This is a genomic window from Psychrobacter sp. DM8, from assembly GCF_051307025.1.
Taxonomy (GTDB): domain Bacteria; phylum Pseudomonadota; class Gammaproteobacteria; order Pseudomonadales; family Moraxellaceae; genus Psychrobacter.
Genome location: NZ_CP195538.1, coordinates 1,525,695 through 1,543,385, shown reverse-complemented (window position 1 = coordinate 1,543,385; position 17,691 = coordinate 1,525,695). Strand labels below are relative to the sequence as shown.

The window sequence follows — 17,691 nt, the reverse complement described above, 5'->3', positions numbered from 1 at the left end:
AGCTAGGAGCGACTTAAACAGGCACCGCAGTTTTATCACGCAACCAGCCATAATGTGCCCACAGCAGCAAGCTGGCAGCGCTGCGATAGGGTGACCATTCTTGAGTCAGTGTTTGCAGCTGTTTGGGCGTTGGTCGCTCTACTAATTCTAGAGGCGTCATCGCCGACACTCGTATCGCCAAGTCATCAACAGCGAACACATCAGCGCGTCCTAGAGAGAATAGTAAATACATCTGGGCCGTCCAGCGACCAATGCCTAGCACAGTGGTCAAGGTTTTGATGACCTCTTCATCGGGCAAGGTTTTTAAAGTCTTAAAATCTATATCATGCTCAGCTAAAGAGCGTACATAACGGATTTTTTGTCGAGACAGTCCTTGGGCACGCAGTAATTCATCGTCTGCTGCTAGTATAGCTTGCGGTGTGGTCAATTGAGTATCTACTAGTCGCTGCCAGATACTACTAGCCGCTGCTACCGATAGCTGCTGACCGACTATCGCGCGCATCAATTGCTCAAAGCCTCCATCATTACGTCTTAAGCTCGGCACGCCAACGGCGCTATACATAGGCGCAAATCTAGGTTCAATATTAATTAAAGCCTCGATATGAGCTTGTAGTGTTGCTAAATTCTCAATCGTCTCTATACTCATAAGCTTATCTTTAACCTCGCTAAATCCTTACCTCATGATATAAAAAAAGACCGCTTAGAGCAGTCCCTTTTTGACAACCTATCGATTTACTCGCCGTCAGTTTTAGACTTTTTGAGTAGTACCAGCACTGCGCCATTGCCACCATCTTTTGGCGGTGCTGAGCAAAATGCTAACACTTCTGGCAGTTGACGTAACCAGCCATTGACGCAGGTTTTTAAAATAGCTTCTTGTCCTTTGCCGTGGACGATTTTGACTGACGTCTCATTGTTATTTTTCGCTTGAACGAGCAGCTGGGTCATCGCCGCGCGCGCTTCCTCGATCGTGCAGCCATGGATGTCTACCGCGTCATACCAGCGCAGCTTACCCTGTTTGAGCTGGGTGAATACTTTGTTCTGTAGGGTAGGCTGCTTGTACGATAGATAGGCCTCGCTCGCCACAGGATTGAGCAGCGCTTGCATATCGGACAGACCCGTACTCAAGTCGCCATCCTCGTTACCTTGAGCGGCGGCGCGCTTGGATAGAGTGGCTGCATCAGGTTTGCCTCCTTTATTGCTTTTGACAGGGGAGCGCACGTTTTTGTCTTCTAGTTGCTCAACGCCATGCATCGCTTGCATAAACAATACTTTGTCATCATCGACATGCTCACTATCTAACTGCTTGACGGTTTTTTTGACCTGTTTTTGCGTGGGTAGTGACACAGGCTCAGTAGGCTTTTGATTCTCGCCCTCTGGTGCGTTAGTATCACGGCCTTTACTTAATTGACCTTTGAGCTCTTGAAGCTGGTTTTGCATCTCTTTTGAAAATAGGGAATTTGCCATAATAATTACTGTATCGTTGATGAGTGAATGAAAAGATGTATTTCGCTTACTTTACGCGCCAGCAGAGATGCTCGCAAGTAGCGATTGCAGGGCTTGTCCGGGATGGTCGGTCTTCATAAACTGCTCACCGATCAAAAAGTGCTCAATATCATTGTCGAGCATTAAGCGAATATCATCCACGCTATGAATACCGCTTTCGGTCACGATGAGTGGTTTTTGCGTGTGATTGTCGCCAGCCGATGTATCTACTGACAAGGCGTCTAGCAAGAGGTTTTTTAGTCTAAGGGTGTTTTGCAGATCAACTTCAAAGGTGTTCAAATCACGATTGTTGATACCATAGATATTATGGTTCGAGCGCGGTAGCGTTAGTGCTCGCTCAAGCTCGTTTTGTGTATGTATCTCAATCAAAACATCCATACCCAGCTCTAAACTTAAAGCGTGTAGCTCTGCCACTTGTGCGTCATCTAGACAAGCCATAATCAGCAAAATACAATCAGCGCCGAGCAAGTAGGACTGATAAATTTGATAAACATCTATCATAAAGTCTTTGCGCAATATAGGTAGGCTAGACTCATTACTTGCCTGCAAAAGAAAAGTGTCATCGCCTTGAAAGTAATCACGATCGGTAAGTACCGATAGACAACTGGCGCCCGCTTGCTCATATTGCTTGGCAAATAGAGCAGGGGAGAAGTTATGATTAATAATGCCTTTGGACGGTGAGGCTTTTTTTATCTCAGCGATGACCCCTACACCCTTGTCTTTCATGGCAGCTTCTCGCAAGGCGTTGGCAAAACCGCGACGCGGATGGTTGTCATTAGCGGCTTGCTCTTGTAATACGGCTAAGGGCTGCTCTTTTTTGGCAGCAGCAACTTCATCGTATTTGGTTTTGATGATACGTTGTAGCACTGAGGGTATATGAGTTTGCGTGTCGGTACTTGTCGTCATGGTATTTCCAAGTATTTTGGTTTAAGCGTTATTTAATTTAGAGTTTACTACTCTATATCCCTAAGCACCAGCTGCAAGCTTTTGTGTATAGGCCGCTAGAGATTCAAGCTTACGAAGAGCATCACCGTTTTGGATAACGGCCTGAGCACGGTTGACGCCATTAGGGTAGTTGCTCGCCAGACCCGCAGTATAAATAGCAGCACCTGCATTGAGCGCAATCATATCACGGGCTTTGAGCACCGCGCGGTCATGAGTCTCCTCTCCTGAGAGCGCAGCACGTATTAGCTCAAGACTGTCTTTAGGCGACTCTACATCGAGACCAATGAGCGTCTGTGACTCAACCCCCGCATCTTCTGGCATTAGCTCATAGACAGTGATTTCGCCGTCTTTGAGTTCTGCGATGGTAGTAGAAGTCGCAAGGCTAATTTCATCAAGGCCATCTTTGGCACCGACCACCATCACATGATTGGCCCCTAGGTTTTTCATGACTTTAGCGATAGGTTCACACAGCTGCGCGGTAAACACGCCAATCACTAAATTAGGCACGCCAGCTGGATTGGTCAAAGGGCCCAAAATGTTAAAGATAGTGCGGGCTTTGAGCTCACGGCGTATCGGATTGGCATAACGCATAGCACTGTGGTGATTGGGCGCAAACAAAAACCCAATACCCTCATTTTGAATACACTCTAGCGCCTGATCGGGAGTAAGGGCTAAACTGATACCCGCTTGTTCCAATAAGTCTGAGCTACCGGACTTAGTTGAGACGCCGCGATTACCGTGCTTGGCGACTTGCGCGCCAGCCGCGGCGGCAACTAATGCTGAGGCAGTAGAGACGTTGAATAGATTAGCGCCATCACCGCCCGTACCGACGATATCGACTAAATAGTCGCAACCTTTAGGCTCGATATTAGCAGCGAGTGCGCGCATGGCACTGGCCGCTGCGGTAATCTCGTCAATAGACTCGCCCTTCATACGTAGGCCCGTCAATACAGCGCCCATCATAGCGTCGCTACATTTGCCTTGCATAATGATCAGCATAACCTCACGCATCTCATCAAAGGTCAAATCGATACGTTGCAAGATTCGATCTAAAGCACTTGTCAATAGCTTATGTATTTGATCATCAGAGAGCTGTGCGATGTCTTTGTGCGTAGAGGTACTAACTTTTGAAGCACTAACGTTTGATGTGCTTTGAGTGGTATCTATGGTCATAAAAAATCACTTATTTATTATATTTTTAGGTAAAGGTATGATTAATAAAGTTATTTAATAATAATGGTCAGCTCACTTCAGGCAATTCATCTACGCTGAGCACCTCTAAATTATGCGTGATCAAGAAGTTATTAAGAAGCTGATAGCCTGCAAGGCTCAAGATAGACTCGGGGTGAAATTGCACGCCTTCAATGGCAAAAGTTTTATGACGTACACCCATGATCTCCTCAATGCTACCGTCAGTATTCTGCGTCCAAGCGGTTACCTCAAGACAATCAGGTAGGCTTGCCTTATCTACGACCAATGAGTGGTAGCGAGTAAATTCAGACGGATTAGGCAAACCTGCAAACACGCCTTTATCATTGTGATAAACCGCAGACAAACGCCCGTGCATCACCTCACCCGCTTTGACTACCTCACCGCCGAACGCCTGCCCAATCGCCTGATGACCCAAGCAGATACCTAATATAGGTATGACCCCTTTGAATGTTTCAATGACTTCTAAGGAGATACCAGCACGATCAGGGTCACAAGGGCCCGGTCCAATGACAATGACATCTGGCGTCAGCGTCTTGATTTGCTCAATACTCGTCTGATCATTACGCCATACCGTGATGTCCTGTTTAAGCTCACCGAAGTATTGTACGATGTTGTACGTAAAGCTGTCGTAATTGTCGATCATCAAAATCATGGTATTCTCTTTTTTGTCTATGTATCAAAAGCATTTATTACTAAAATATAAGTCACGAATGCTTGAATCATATGAGCTTACATTAAGGACGCTCAAATCTATTTTAAGCTAAACATACCAGCACATTGTCACTTTACTTGTATGAGGTAAAGAATATGCAATGCAAGATATCTTACCACTATTTTATCAGGTATCAAGCCATCAGGACGAGCAGCAATTTATTATCGCTAATCGATACATCCTAATGTCATTGAGGTTTGGGTTAGAATCAAGCGTCAGCATATAATGCACCAAAGCTATCTGTTCTATCAAAATTGGTGCGAGTTATGCATTTATTTGGTGCATAAGATCCTGTTATTTATCACGTGATTCTCGGAGCACTAAGGCGACAATCGTAAAACTATGCTAAGTCTCTACGTACTTAATAAAGCAAGAGCAGCTTATCTATATTGACTTTGTCGATTAAATCTATCTCTACTTTTAAGTTAAATAATATAAAGTGGCACAGCCGTTGCATCCTGTTTAAATGAGACACCGTCATGAGTACGGTAACTGTCACAAGTACGTTAACAATCATGACTTGATCGTTAACATAGCCAATTTGGGCAATCATTTTAAAGTTTGTGCGCAGAAGGTAAATATCAGTTTAGCAATGTTGTGCAGATATTGCTAAAATAGCGCCGATAACGAGACAAAGTTTTTTAAGATAGCCTTATTAGTAAGTTATTAAGATACGGCTTGTACTTAGCAATAAGTACTTAGTAACGAGCAAATAAAACTTAAATTGTAATACTACGATAACCTCAACGGAGACTGTTTATGTCGAATAAATTACTGGATCTTATCGAATCAACCAATGCCAAGTGGGTTGACTTTCGTTTTACCGACACTCGCGGTAAAGAGCAGCACATCAGCTTTCCAGCGCACAGCATTGACGAAGATGTGATGGAAGATGGCAAAATGTTTGACGGCTCATCAATCGCAGGCTGGAAGGGCATTGAAGCCTCAGATATGATCTTGCGCCCTGACCCTGAGACTGCTTTTTTAGATCCGTTCTTTGATGCAGTAACGATAGTTGTGACTTGCGACATCATCGAGCCATCAACCTTGCAGGGTTACGATCGCGACCCACGCTCTATCGCTCGCCGCGCTGAGGAGTACTTAAAATCTACAGGCATTGGTGATACCGCTTATTTTGGTCCAGAGCCAGAGTTTTTTGTCTTTGATGATGTTAAATGGTCAATCGATATGTCAGGCGTCAGTCATAAGATCACTGCTGAAGAAGCAGCTTGGTCGACGAATGAGACTTATGAGTGGGGCAACATGGCGCATCGTCCGCGCGTCAAAGGTGGCTATTTCCCAGTACCCCCTATCGATAGCTCGCATGATATGCGCGCGGTAATGTGTGAGCGTATCGAAGAGATCGTCGGTGAGGGCACAGTAGAGGTACATCATCACGAAGTCGCTTCTTGCCAGTCTGAGATTGGTGTTGCGTTCAATACTATGGTTCGTAAAGCGGACGAAGTACAGCAATTAAAATATGTCGTTCACAATGTCGCCCATCAGTTTGGCAAAACAGCTACTTTTATGCCAAAGCCAATCGTTGGTGATAATGGTTCAGGTATGCATGTACATATCTCCATCTCAAAAGACGGCGTCAATACTTTCTCAGGTGATGAGTACGCGGGTCTGTCTGAGACCGCGCTGCATTTCGTTGGTGGTATCATCAAACATGCGCGTGCTTTAAACGCGATTACTAACCCATCGACCAACAGCTACAAGCGTCTAGTGCCGCATTATGAGGCACCGATTAAGCTGGCTTATTCTGCCTCAAACCGCTCAGCGTCTATTCGCATTCCACATGTGAGCAGTCCAAAAGCCGTTCGCGTCGAAGCACGTTTTCCTGATCCAACAGCGAATCCATACCTTGCTTTTGCCGCACTACTGATGGCGGGTCTTGATGGTATTCAGAACAAGATGCATCCAGGTGAAGCGGCTGACAAGAACTTGTATGACTTGCCACCAGAAGAAGAAGCACAAATCCCAACGGTAGCTGAGAGCTTAGAAGTTGCCCTACAAGCCTTGCGTGATGATCATGAGTTCTTGTTAAAGGGTGATGTCTTCACCAAAGATATGCTAGACGCCTTTATCGCACTAAAAGAAGAAGAAGTTCAGCGTGTTAATGTGACCGTACATCCTGTCGAGTTTGACTTGTACTATAGCTGCTAGTGAACACTTAGAGCTTTTAGTGGTTTAATCTCATAATAACCAGTTAAGTTAATCTTAGCTGGTTTTTTATGGTTTATGGTTTGGTAGTTAAACTGTTGCTATAAATTTGATATTGTCTCTGCTAAAAATTACATTATCAAAGCCACTACTGAATCAAATTTAAAAATAAAGCATAATAGTCGTCATTAAATATTATTAACATAGGTCAACTTACTATGATGCCAACTTTTAAAATGAAGTCTCTAATGAATAATCGAGCAGTAGCTCTGCTGGCAGGTTTGATGATAGGGTCAGCCAGTCTTTGTGCGCCTTTGGCCAATGCCGCCTCAATTTATAAAGTCATTGACGAGCAGACCGGTCAGGTCACTTTTACCGATCGCCCGCAAAACTACGAGCAGCAAGCCGGCAAACAGGTCATAGACACTAATGTCAGTACTGGTAACGAGTCGAGTCGTTCAACTAATAATCAATCAACTAACAATAGTAGTAGCCAATCTAATCCTGTTAACTTAGCAACGATAGAGCCTACAGCACGTGCGCCGATAAATTATCAACTGGCTATGATCGAACCTAGTGAAGAGCGTGCTTACCAGCGCCCAGGACAAATCATCACTGTCAATTTGCAACTGAGTCCAGCGCTACAGACTGGGGACAGCATCAGTATCTATATAGACGATCAACTAATATCGCAAGGAATTACCGCATCGATTGCGACGGTCAACCTCAATCCAGGTGAGCACACCATTCAAGCGATAATACAAAATAGTACAGGACAAGTCGTTAATCGGATTAGTCGCACTGTCTACGTCATCCAAAATACCGCTATCTTGCAAAATAAAAAGCGAGTTGCGCAGCAGCTTCAGGCTTATCAAAACTTGCCTTGGCATCAAAAACTACGACTAAAAATGCGTCGAGACAGTACTGTCTCTAAATAAAAATAGTTGCAAATAAAAGTGCTAAAATCAGAAAAATTTTTCATAATAAAAAAAGGTCAGCACTAATAATGCTGACCTTTTGGCGTTATAAGTTGACGTTATTTGTTTAGCTCAATCGTACCGTTGGCAGTGACTGAGATGGTGCTATTACCAGATTCAAAGTTTTGACTGGGAATTGAGGACTCCGCATCAGCGGCGCGCATTGAGCTATACATAGGGCGCGGGAAGTTATTGTTACCCGTATTAAGATTAACCGTGATGACGCGATAGCCACGAGCATCCCAAGCACGGGTCAAGTTTTTAGCCTGCTGCTGAAAGGCGCGGGAGGCGTCAGTCATTAGCTTTTGCTCAAGCGCGTCCTTTTTAATCTCAGAGACACCAAAGTTTAGATTATTCATCACCAAAGTCTCTTGCAAGTCTGCTATGAGTTGGCTAGTCGCGGTGAAGTCAGTACTTTTTAGATCGATATTTGCTTGTCCTGTCCAACCAATGATTTTGTCATTCTTATCATAACGGGGATAAGTACTTTGCTGACCGGTACTCACCGTTACAGTAGGGTAGCGTTTAGCGATCGCTAAGGCTCTGTTAATAGAGGTATTAAGCGTCGTTGCTAAGGTTTTGGCATCAGTTGCTTGTGCTTTTTTATACATACTAGCGCGCACTTCGTCATTAGCAATCTCCTCTTTGACTTCTGTCTGAAAGCTAATTTGGTCATAACCAGTCGGTTCAGCATGAGCAGGGCTCATCATCGCTGTAAGCAGTGCTGCGCTACTGGTAGCCATAATAGTTTTAATAATTAGTGTTGTTTTCATCATGTTCTCCTTGTTTTAAACTGTTAATTATTATTAATGAAGCTTATTTATTAAAGATATTTTTTAGACTTAGTTAACATAGCAAATTTTACGCTTAATACCATAAGTATTTTGTCAGGTAAGTTGCTACTTTCTAAAGCTTATAATAAAGAACGTTTACGATAGGGGTTGTAAAAAGCCAAAAAGTGAGTATAATTTGCAACTGGTGGCTCCATTGGTAGCCTCGCAACAGTGTTCTATGAACCCCGCCAGGACCGGAAGGTAGCAACGGTAATAGATTCATTGTGTGCCGAGGATGTGCTGATGGAGTCGCTTTTTTTTGCCTAAAATTTGATAAATGCCTTCGCACTTACTTATACTAGTATAATATCGTTATACTCATCTCAATTGCCTTTAAACTCTTTTAATACCTTAATGATAAGTAGGATAGTCGTCACCCATGAGTGATATCCAAGACACGCAGCATCAAACGCCAACTCCTATACCGCAATCATCAGTTACCCAAAGACTGATGCAACAGCGGCAGATTTTGGCGATGATGGGTATCGGACAATGGGTGCAGCCTGATTCTTTGACGTTAAACATCGATGATATAGGGATAGCTGAGGAACAAATACTGGTATCAGCGCCAGTTGTCATAGATAGTGCTTCAGATACAAGCCTTGAGTCAAGTCGTCACTCACAAGCACCGGCGCAAGATACGCCAGTTGCTGAGATTAGCGAAAACCAAAGTGTTGCTGGTGATGATATAAAACCGAACTCTATTGCCGAAGCGGATTACCATTTTGATAGTATCGATCCTGTAGAATCCTCTGTAGCCCCAGCCATAGCACCACTTTTAGATCAAGTCACAACTTTGACTCCTCACTCTTACAGTGATGACAAAGAGGATTTTGCAACGCAAGATAAAGTAGCCCCCTTTGATTTACAAGGCGCACGTTACAGCAATTGGGTGCTAATAGTCGATATCCAAGCGTTAGATAGCAACGGTCAAAAACTGTGGCAAAATATCGTTCAGGCTTTATCATTAAACTGCGAAACCACCTCTTTTCCTATCTGTGCTGGCATGGATACCGCTGAGCTTGCCAATGCCAGTTTGGCAGGCTATATCTTTAGGATTGGTAGGAGCGAGGAGATACAAGTTGCTGCATTGACCGAACTACCTGAGGGTTTGACGCATCCTAAGCTAGCTCAGGTACCAACGCTAAGTGTAATGCTTACAGATAGTATGCTTAAGCGCGAGCTCTGGCAGCAGATATCTAGCTGATAATTCTGCAATATCATTTACAATTATCCTTTTTTATAAAAACTCAGATAAAATACTCCCTTTTATATCTTCCTATTTAGGATAGTGGCTATGTCTTTAAATAATATGTCTTCAAACAATGCGTCTACCAATACAACTTCAGCATCTGATACCTCAGCGCCGCATCGTCTGCCTAATTTTTGTGCAGGTCCTGCGGCTATACCAACCGAAGTCTTAGCATGCGCGCAAAGTGAGATGCTTGATTGGCAAGGTCGCGGCGTCTCAGTTATGGAGATGAGCCACCGTAGCAAAGACTATATGGCCATTGCCCAAAAAGCTGAGACTAAATTACGCTCCTTGATGGCTATTCCTGATAATTATAAAGTGCTGTTTTTGCAAGGCGGCGCCAGCTTACAGTTTTCAGCGATTCCACTGAATCTGTTAAATGGCGGTCCAGCAGATTACCTAACAACAGGCGCGTGGTCAGGCAAAGCGATAAAAGAGGCCAAGCGTTACGAGGCGATCGGTCTGGGTGGTATCAATCAAGTTGCCACGGGCAAAGACAGTAATTTTACTACTGTGCCTGCTATGAGCGAGTGGCAGCTGAGTGATCATGCTGCTTATTTTCACTACTGCGCCAATGAGACCATTCACGGGTTGCAAATCTTTGAGCCGCCGCAAGTTGAGGCGCCACTTGTCGTTGATATGTCTTCATGCATCCTGTCGCAGCCGATTGATGTGTCTAAATACGGGATGATTTATGCAGGCGCGCAAAAGAACATCGGTCCTGCAGGTTTGCTCATCGTCATTATTCGTGACGATCTATTAGATCAAGCCAGCGAGTGGTGTCCGCTGCTGCTCAATTATGGTCATCAAGCCGACAAAGAATCGATGTCGAACACGCCAGCGACCTACTCGTGGTACTTAGCGGGTCTCGTCTTTGATTGGTTAGAAGCGCAGGGCGGAGTCGAAGCCATCGGTAAGATCAATCAGCAAAAAGCTGATTTGCTATATCAGACTATCGATGACAGCGACTTTTATCATAATCCCGTCGAGCCTGAGTATCGCTCTATCATGAACGTGCCGTTTACCCTAGCAGATAGTAGTTTGGATAAAGTATTTTTAGAAGAGTCAGAGCAGGCAGGGTTGCTAAGTCTAAAAGGTCATCGTGACGTCGGCGGTATGCGCGCGAGTATCTACAATGCGGTGCCACTTGAGTGGGTACAGCTATTGGTGGACTTTATGAAAGACTTCGAAAAAAAGTATGCTTGATAAGCTGGTACAGTTATTGGATAAAAAGTAACTAACAAAAACGTAGCTCAATATGGGCTGCGTTTTTTTGTGACTGTTTATAAAATGTTTGTCTGGGCGCAAGCACTCTTGCAAATCATTAGGTTAAAAAAGCTAAGTTTGTTATGATTAAATTTTACAGCTTGCCTAAACTGATAATGGTTTTTAGGAAATTAATGATAAGCTGCCGAATGGATTGAGTTGTTCTAGTCTCTATTATGATAAAAAAAGCTACCCTACAAAATGTCTTGCTAAGTTCCGCCATAGGCGCTGTGATCTGTTGGATACCAAGCAGTATCGCAGCGCCCATCACCACTCAAGCGCTTGCTCATAACAGCACTGCTGAGTATATTGACGCGCCCTATATGCCCTATGCCAATCCCAATGCTCCAACAGGCGGTACGCTGTCCCTAGATGCACGCGGCACCTTTAATAGTGCCAACAAATGGATGACCACTGGGGTGGCGATGGTCGGTACGGATTATCTGTATGATACCCTGATGACCGGCTCCCTTAATGAAGCTTTTACTATGTATCCGCAGCTGGCGACAAAGGTCACCTATGACCCTGATGATGCCAGCTGGATTATCTATCATCTCAACCCAAAGGCGCACTTTTGGGATGCATCGCCTGTGACCAGTACGGACGTCAAAGCCACATATGATGCGATACTGACTAAAGGGCCGATGTATATTCGCAGTTATTTGAGCGATATTAAAGAGGTGCAAATCATTGATGAGCACCAAGTCAAATTTATCTTTAACAATGCAGATAACAAAGAGATACTGCTCACAGTGGGTCAATTTCCAGTCTTTAAAAAATCCTCAGTAGATGCCGACTTTGAGACAATTAGTCTCACCCCACTTATCGGTAGTGGCCCTTATAAGCTTGGGCGCGTCGACGCTGGGCGCTCGGTCAGTTATGTGCGTGACCCTAATTATTGGGGACGCAATATTATGGTCAATCGTGGTCGTTATAATTTTGATATGATTAAGTTTGTCTATTATCAAAGTGATGAGATTGCCTTTGAAGGGTTTAAATCGGGTCAATACCGCTTTCGTCCTGAAAATAAAGCCTCGAACTGGGCGACGGGTTATAACTTTCCTGCGGTCAAAGCAGGCCTGATCGTTAAAGAGTCAATCACCAGTCAAAACCCAGTACCGATGCAGGGGCTGATCATGAACTTGCGCCGTCCGCTGTTTCAAGATATACGGGTACGCCAAGCGCTAAGCCTAGCCTATGATTTTGAGTGGATGAATAAGACCTTGTTCCATAATCAGTATGAACGCTTGCAGAGCTTTTATCATGGGTCAGAGCTGGCAGCAACAGGTACGCCAACAGAGGCACAAATGCAAGTGTTAGCACCGCTATTAGGCGCGCTTGAACCTATTCATAGACGAGGGGTTTTAGAGGATTGGCAAGTACCTACCAGTGATGGCAAAGGCTTTAATCGACAGGCGTTACTAAAGGCTCGGCAGTTATTGCTTGACGCAGGGTTTTATTATGATGATATGAAGCTGTATCAGCCTGATGGCACACTTGCGCAAATTGAGATCTTGATGACAGGGGAGACCATGGGGCGGGTACTATTGCCTTATATTCGTAACCTTGAGCGTTTGGGGTTTGATGCCACATTGCGTCAAGTTGACGGCCCGCAGTATTTTGAGCGCACGCGTAGCTATGATTATGATATGACAGTTGATGTCTTTGCCCAAAGTCTATCACCTGGCGCTGAACAGGCCGCCTTTTGGGGTAGCGCCGCTGCGGACGAGCCTGGTAATCATAATACAATCGGTATCAAAAACGCCGCTATCGACAGCGTGGTCGAGTCCCTTATCGCTGCCAAAAGCCGTGACGAGATTATTTTGTACACTCAAGTACTCGATCGCTTGTTGCGCGCTGGTCATTATCTAGTACCCTTGTATGGTAAGTCTGAGACGAATGTAGCGTACTGGGATCAGTATCGGCACACCACCTTGCCAACTAATGCGGTGGGTATTGACTACTGGTGGGTGGATAGAGAAGGCGAGCGACGCGTCAATGAATATTTGGGTCAATAGGTTGCACAACCTACAAAGTTTATCGCTTAGTATCAAGACAATAAATGAAAATAACTTCTAGTAAGGATTTACCATGAGTATTCAAATCCATCCGATCAAAGCCTTTACTGATAACTATATTTGGGCACTGATCAATAAAAATAATAAACAGGCAATAGTGATCGATCCGGGCCAGTCAGCGCCCGTTGCCGACTACATGAAAGCGCATGATCTGGAAATGACCTCAATATGGACGACGCATCATCACTATGATCATGTTGGCGGGGTCATGGAGTTACAAGAGTATTTTCCGATGACGCATATTGTCGCCCATAGTGAGCACGGCGTTGAAGAGGATCAAACGGTCAAAGACGGCAGCACAGTGAGCGCGTGGGGTCATTCCGCGCAGATATGGGACATACCAGGTCACACCGAAACGCATATCGCTTATATCTTAGATATCGATGGGCAAAAACATGCCTTTTGCGGTGACACTCTCTTTAGTGGCGGCTGTGGTCGCGTCTTCACAGGCACTATAGAGGAGCTGTATGACAGCCTAAGACGTCTCAATGAGCTACCTGCTGATACGTTGCTGTATCCAGCGCACGAATACACCGCTAACAATTTGCGCTTTGGTCTTAGCATCGAGCCTGATAATCAAGCGATGATAAAAGCCTTGGCACGAGCTGAGGAGCTGAGCGAACAAGGCATACCGACGCTGCCTGTCACTTTAGAGCATGAGCGCGCTATCAATGTGTTTATGCGAGCGAATGAGCCAAGTGTCATCGCAGGCGTGAGTGCTAAAAGACACTTAGAGGATGATAAATCTTTAACGGTATTTGCAGCACTGCGCGAGCTTAAAAACGATTTTTAAAACTTTAAGTTTCTTGGCTTTTGCTATCCATTGATTTGTTTTTTGCTCGTCTCTTGTACTTAGGAAATCGTCACTATGGGCCGTTATATCTTAAAAAGACTACTGCTGATAGTGCCGACGCTATTCTTAATTTTGCTGGCTAATTTTGTCATTGTGCAAGCCGCCCCTGGTGGTCCTGTCGAGCAGCAATTAGCACTTATCGAACAAGGCGCAAAAGATAGTGCCATAAATGGTGGCGTGGGCGCTGGCAGTTCAGGAAGCAATAGCACCTATCAAGGCACGCGCGGACTCTCTGATGACATGGTCGCTGCGATTAATGCTCAGTACGGATTTGACAAGTCCGCGCCAGAACGCTTTTGGCTCATGCTTAAAAGTTACGCGCAGCTCGATTTTGGGAAGTCGTTCTTTAAAGGTCAAACCGTAACCGATTTAATTATCGAAAAGCTGCCTGTTTCCATCTCACTTGGGCTTTGGAGTACGCTACTCATTTATATGATTGCTATTCCACTTGGTGTTTATAAGGCGATGCATCATGGCTCAGCGGTAGACAAGGCAACGGCGATGCTACTTGCAATTGGACATGCTATACCAGTATTTGTATTCGCCGTAATTTTGCTCGTATTCTTCGCAGGGGGCAGTTATTGGAATATTTTTCCACTACAAGGACTGACCTCTGAGAACTTTGATCAATTAACGACACTCGGCAAAATTAAAGATTACTTTTGGCATTTAGCGCTCCCGCTGCTCGCTAGTACAGTAGGCGGCTTCGCTGGATTAACTTATTTGACCAAGTTTAGCTTTTTAGAAGAGCTGGGCAAGCAGTACGTATTAACCGCGCGCGCCAAAGGTTTGGGCGAGCGCCAAGTGCTCTACGGTCACGTCTTTCGTAATGCTATGCTGATCATCATTGCGGGTATTCCAGCGGCGATCGTTGGTATTTTCTTTGCGGGCAACTTTTTGATTGAGATTATCTTTAAGCTTGATGGCTTAGGTTTGCTCGGCTTTGAAGCCATTCAGCAGCGTGATTATCCTGTCATCTTTGGAACGTTATTTATCTTTACCTTAGTTGGTCTGCTATTACAGCTTATCAGTGATATCAGTTATCATCTGATTGACCCTCGCATTGATTTTGAGGGTCGCTAATGTCAAGTCAGCATTCTATTGTGACCCCTTTATCCCAAACAAAAAAACGCCGCTTAAATCCTGTTTGGCAGGCGCGGCTGGATCGTTTTCGTCATAACCGTCTCGGCGTTATCTCTCTCATTATTTTCACGATTGTTTTTGTCATCTGTATGGCGGTCAATGTGATTGCTAATGATAAGCCTTTACTTGTCAATTACGATGGTGACTATTATGTCCCTGTGTTAAAAGCCTATCCCGAGACGGCCTTTGGCGGGATATTTGAGACCGAAGCTAACTATAAAGATCCTGCGGTACAAGAGTTGATAGAGTCTAAAGGCTATCTTCTCATGCCGCCCATTGCCTTTGCCGATCAAACGCCTAACGTTGAGCTGGGGCTGCCATATCCTGCGCCGCCCAATAGCCAAAACTGGCTGGGCACCGATGATCAAGGCCGCGATGTATTGGCTCGTATCCTTTACGGCATGCGCGTGTCACTCCTATTTGGCTTAGCGTTAACGCTAGCAGGTGCGTTTATCGGTATTATCGTCGGTGCTATTCAAGGCTACTATGGGGGCTGGGTGGATCTGGCAGGTCAGCGATTTATGGAAGTCTGGGGCGGGATGCCGCAGCTGTTTATGATTATTATTTTAGTCAGCCTATTTAGCCCTAGCATTACCATATTGTTCGGGCTCATGCTGCTCTTTGGTTGGATGGGACTGGTGGGTCTGGTGCGCGCTGAGTTTTTGCGCGCTCGTAACTTTGATTATGTACGTGCGGCGCGTAACCTTGGCGTATCTGATGCGCAGATTATGCTCAAGCATATCTTGCCTAATGCTTTGGCGTCTAGTCTATCGCAGCTACCTTTTATATTAACGGCTAATATCATTGCACTCACCGCCCTAGACTTTTTGGGTTATGGTCTACCGCCAGGGTCGCCGTCCTTAGGTGAGCTGATGGTACAGGGCAAAAACAACCTTGATGCACCGTGGCTTGCCTTATCAGGATTCTTTAGCTTAACCTTTATTTTATCCTTACTAATATTCATAGGTGAGGCGCTACGAGATGCGTTCGATCCGAGGCGCTCATAATATGATGACACCTATTCAAAAAGAGCCGTCCGCAGTGCTCGATCAGACCAACAAGCATGCAAAAGTTATGCTGACGGTCAATAATCTATCCATTGTGACGGATACCGGTATAGCGCTCGTAGACAAGCTCAGCTATCAGCTGCGTCAAGGCGAAACGCTGGCTATCGTAGGGGAGTCAGGCTCAGGCAAATCTATCGCCAGTCTTGCGCTGCTCGGATTATTACCTAATAGTCTGATAGTGAGCGGTGAGGCGCAATTGGCTGACGCGTCAAAGATGACCGCTCAACTAAAAGCCAATAGCTTGCCGATAGCCAATAGCAAGTCGCGCAATCAGTCCCTCAGGCACATTCGTGGTCAGCGTATCGGTATGATATTTCAAGAGCCGATGACGGCGCTCAATCCGCTTCATACGGTTGCTAAGCAAATCGCTGAGTCGCTACGTTTGGTTGGTGTACCTAAAAAAGAGTGGCGCGCGCGTAGCATTGCACTATTAAACGACGTCAATATCACAGACCCTGCGGATAAGCTAAGTCGCTATCCGCATGAGCTCTCAGGCGGTCAGCGCCAGCGCGTGATGATAGCCATGGCACTGGCGCAGCAGCCTGATATTTTGATCGCTGACGAGCCAACCACAGCACTTGATGTCACTTTGCAACATGAGATATTGGCGCTCTTAAATGATTTAAAGCTTGAGCATAATATGGCGATGATACTGATCAGTCATGATCTCAATCTAGTTAAGCGCTATAGCGATGAGATTATCGTTATGCGCCGGGGTCAGACGATAGAGCAGGGTCAAACCTCAGATATCTTTGCTCAGCCAAAAGCGGACTATACGCGCACCCTTATGGCACAAGACTTTGGTCAAGCGCTTAGTCTATCTAAAAGCTGTAACAGTGATGTCAAGGTACTAGAGGTTAAGCAATTGGGTGTGCAATTCCCTGTAGAAAAAAGCCTATTCGGTGGCACCAAACGCTGGTTTGCAGCGGTCAGTGATCTAGATATGACCCTAAAGGCGGGCGAGGCATTAGGGGTAGTTGGTGAGTCGGGCTCAGGTAAGACAACGACGGCGCTTGCATTAAGTAGATTACTCAGTAATCAAGCCAAGGTGAACGGGCAAATTAACATCGGTGGTCAAGACATCACCAAGCTGTCCAAAAGCGAGCTACGGGAGTTTCGCGCGCAGATTCAAATGGTGTTTCAAGACCCCTTTGCTAGTATTAACCCGCGTATGACGGTCATGCAAATCATCGAAGAGGGGCTACTAGTACAGGGTGTAGCAAAACAGGCGCGTCAGCAGGCGGTTATAGACAGTCTGTCGACGGTGCATCTACCTAGTGAATTTATCCATCGCTATCCGCATGAGCTCTCAGGCGGTCAACGTCAACGAGTCGCGCTGGCACGGGCGCTCGTTATGCAGCCGCAACTGCTGATATTAGATGAGCCAACCTCAGCACTAGATAGTACGACGCAGGTGACGGTAGTCAAACTGCTGCGCGAGATTCAAGCCAATCTTAACATCAGCTATGTGTTTATCAGTCATGATCTAAAGGTTGTACGGGCTTTGTGTCAGCATATTATGGTACTCAAAGACGGCAAATGTATCGAGTCAGGAGCAACTGAAGAGATGTTTAATCAGCCGCAGCACCCTTATGCCAAACAGTTATTACAAGCGAGCATGGCATAAACCATAGCACTCCTAAAACAGTTAGAACACATCAGTTCATAGTATTCATCACACACG

Annotated in this window: 15 protein-coding genes and 1 other RNA gene; 10 read left to right on the top strand and 6 right to left on the bottom strand. The window is 45.3% G+C overall.

The window, feature by feature from the left end; genetic code table 11:
• Positions 1 to 13 precede the first annotated feature (13 nt).
• The 5 genes from ACR64J_RS06560 to ACR64J_RS06540 form a co-directional block, all read right to left on the bottom strand.
• Entirely contained in the window at positions 14 to 646 is a 633-nt protein-coding gene (locus tag ACR64J_RS06560; protein WP_435948939.1) for a DNA-3-methyladenine glycosylase family protein, read from the bottom strand.
• Between the two features lie 86 nt (positions 647 to 732).
• Positions 733 to 1,464, bottom strand: a complete 732-nt coding sequence (locus ACR64J_RS06555; RefSeq protein WP_435948938.1) for a Smr/MutS family protein — start codon at positions 1,462 to 1,464, stop codon at positions 733 to 735.
• Between the two features lie 51 nt (positions 1,465 to 1,515).
• Positions 1,516 to 2,409, bottom strand: a complete 894-nt coding sequence (gene trpC / locus ACR64J_RS06550; protein WP_435948937.1) for an indole-3-glycerol phosphate synthase TrpC — start codon at positions 2,407 to 2,409, stop codon at positions 1,516 to 1,518.
• A gap of 60 nt (positions 2,410 to 2,469) precedes the next feature.
• On the bottom strand, positions 2,470 to 3,621 hold the full coding sequence (gene trpD / locus ACR64J_RS06545; RefSeq protein ID WP_435948936.1) for an anthranilate phosphoribosyltransferase: 1,152 nt from the start codon (positions 3,619 to 3,621) through the stop codon (positions 2,470 to 2,472).
• Positions 3,622 to 3,688: 67 nt separating this feature from the next.
• Positions 3,689 to 4,312 (bottom strand): anthranilate synthase component II, encoded by a 624-nt coding sequence (locus ACR64J_RS06540; protein WP_435948935.1) that lies wholly within the window; start codon positions 4,310 to 4,312, stop codon positions 3,689 to 3,691.
• A gap of 813 nt (positions 4,313 to 5,125) precedes the next feature.
• Here ACR64J_RS06540 and glnA point away from each other — a divergent pair.
• Positions 5,126 to 6,541 (top strand): type I glutamate--ammonia ligase, encoded by a 1,416-nt coding sequence (glnA, locus tag ACR64J_RS06535; protein ID WP_435951037.1) that lies wholly within the window; start codon positions 5,126 to 5,128, stop codon positions 6,539 to 6,541.
• Positions 6,542 to 6,786: 245 nt separating this feature from the next.
• Positions 6,787 to 7,476 (top strand): DUF4124 domain-containing protein, encoded by a 690-nt coding sequence (locus ACR64J_RS06530; protein WP_435948934.1) that lies wholly within the window; start codon positions 6,787 to 6,789, stop codon positions 7,474 to 7,476.
• Between the two features lie 98 nt (positions 7,477 to 7,574).
• On the opposite strand, the gene ACR64J_RS06525 is transcribed toward ACR64J_RS06530, so the two are convergent.
• The gene (locus ACR64J_RS06525) at positions 7,575 to 8,288 is read right to left on the bottom strand and encodes an SIMPL domain-containing protein (RefSeq protein ID WP_435951036.1); all 714 of its coding nucleotides are present in this window, start codon (positions 8,286 to 8,288) and stop codon (positions 7,575 to 7,577) included.
• A 212-nt stretch (positions 8,289 to 8,500) separates the two neighbouring features.
• On the opposite strand from ACR64J_RS06525, the gene ffs reads away from it, so the two are divergent.
• The 8 genes from ffs (at position 8,501) to ACR64J_RS06485 (ending at position 17,634) form a co-directional block, all read left to right on the top strand.
• An RNA gene (gene ffs / locus ACR64J_RS06520) (signal recognition particle sRNA small type) lies at positions 8,501 to 8,597 on the top strand.
• A 130-nt stretch (positions 8,598 to 8,727) separates the two neighbouring features.
• Positions 8,728 to 9,555, top strand: a complete 828-nt coding sequence (locus ACR64J_RS06515) for a DNA polymerase III subunit psi (RefSeq protein ID WP_435948933.1) — start codon at positions 8,728 to 8,730, stop codon at positions 9,553 to 9,555.
• A gap of 105 nt (positions 9,556 to 9,660) precedes the next feature.
• Positions 9,661 to 10,806: a 3-phosphoserine/phosphohydroxythreonine transaminase gene (serC, locus tag ACR64J_RS06510; RefSeq protein ID WP_435951035.1), complete on the top strand. Its 1,146-nt coding sequence runs from the start codon at positions 9,661 to 9,663 to the stop codon at positions 10,804 to 10,806.
• A 236-nt stretch (positions 10,807 to 11,042) separates the two neighbouring features.
• Positions 11,043 to 12,884: an extracellular solute-binding protein gene (locus tag ACR64J_RS06505; RefSeq protein ID WP_435948932.1), complete on the top strand. Its 1,842-nt coding sequence runs from the start codon at positions 11,043 to 11,045 to the stop codon at positions 12,882 to 12,884.
• Positions 12,885 to 12,957: 73 nt separating this feature from the next.
• Entirely contained in the window at positions 12,958 to 13,737 is a 780-nt protein-coding gene (gloB, locus tag ACR64J_RS06500) for a hydroxyacylglutathione hydrolase (RefSeq protein ID WP_435948931.1), read from the top strand.
• Between the two features lie 75 nt (positions 13,738 to 13,812).
• A complete protein-coding gene (locus tag ACR64J_RS06495) occupies positions 13,813 to 14,880 on the top strand; it encodes a microcin C ABC transporter permease YejB (protein ID WP_435948930.1) in 1,068 nt (355 codons plus the stop codon).
• Positions 14,880 to 15,947: an ABC transporter permease gene (locus ACR64J_RS06490; protein WP_435948929.1), complete on the top strand. Its 1,068-nt coding sequence runs from the start codon at positions 14,880 to 14,882 to the stop codon at positions 15,945 to 15,947. The genes ACR64J_RS06495 and ACR64J_RS06490 overlap by 1 nt, the downstream gene beginning before the upstream one ends.
• Positions 15,948 to 15,951: 4 nt before the next feature.
• Positions 15,952 to 17,634 (top strand): ABC transporter ATP-binding protein, encoded by a 1,683-nt coding sequence (locus ACR64J_RS06485; RefSeq protein ID WP_435951034.1) that lies wholly within the window; start codon positions 15,952 to 15,954, stop codon positions 17,632 to 17,634.
• The last annotated feature ends 57 nt before the right edge of the window (positions 17,635 to 17,691 follow it).

Coding starts and splice junctions, on each gene's coding strand:
- ACR64J_RS06485 (WP_435951034.1), top strand. CDS start 15,952: ATGACACCTATTCAAAAAGAGCCGTCCGCAGTGCTCGATCAGACCAAC.
- ACR64J_RS06525 (WP_435951036.1), bottom strand. CDS start 8,288: ATGAAAACAACACTAATTATTAAAACTATTATGGCTACCAGTAGCGCA.
- trpC (WP_435948937.1), bottom strand. CDS start 2,409: ATGACGACAAGTACCGACACGCAAACTCATATACCCTCAGTGCTACAA.
- ACR64J_RS06505 (WP_435948932.1), top strand. CDS start 11,043: ATGATAAAAAAAGCTACCCTACAAAATGTCTTGCTAAGTTCCGCCATA.
- trpD (WP_435948936.1), bottom strand. CDS start 3,621: ATGACCATAGATACCACTCAAAGCACATCAAACGTTAGTGCTTCAAAA.
- ACR64J_RS06490 (WP_435948929.1), top strand. CDS start 14,880: ATGTCAAGTCAGCATTCTATTGTGACCCCTTTATCCCAAACAAAAAAA.
- ACR64J_RS06495 (WP_435948930.1), top strand. CDS start 13,813: ATGGGCCGTTATATCTTAAAAAGACTACTGCTGATAGTGCCGACGCTA.
- ACR64J_RS06540 (WP_435948935.1), bottom strand. CDS start 4,312: ATGATTTTGATGATCGACAATTACGACAGCTTTACGTACAACATCGTA.
- ACR64J_RS06555 (WP_435948938.1), bottom strand. CDS start 1,464: ATGGCAAATTCCCTATTTTCAAAAGAGATGCAAAACCAGCTTCAAGAG.
- gloB (WP_435948931.1), top strand. CDS start 12,958: ATGAGTATTCAAATCCATCCGATCAAAGCCTTTACTGATAACTATATT.
- ACR64J_RS06560 (WP_435948939.1), bottom strand. CDS start 646: ATGAGTATAGAGACGATTGAGAATTTAGCAACACTACAAGCTCATATC.
- ACR64J_RS06515 (WP_435948933.1), top strand. CDS start 8,728: ATGAGTGATATCCAAGACACGCAGCATCAAACGCCAACTCCTATACCG.
- serC (WP_435951035.1), top strand. CDS start 9,661: ATGTCTTCAAACAATGCGTCTACCAATACAACTTCAGCATCTGATACC.
- ACR64J_RS06530 (WP_435948934.1), top strand. CDS start 6,787: ATGAATAATCGAGCAGTAGCTCTGCTGGCAGGTTTGATGATAGGGTCA.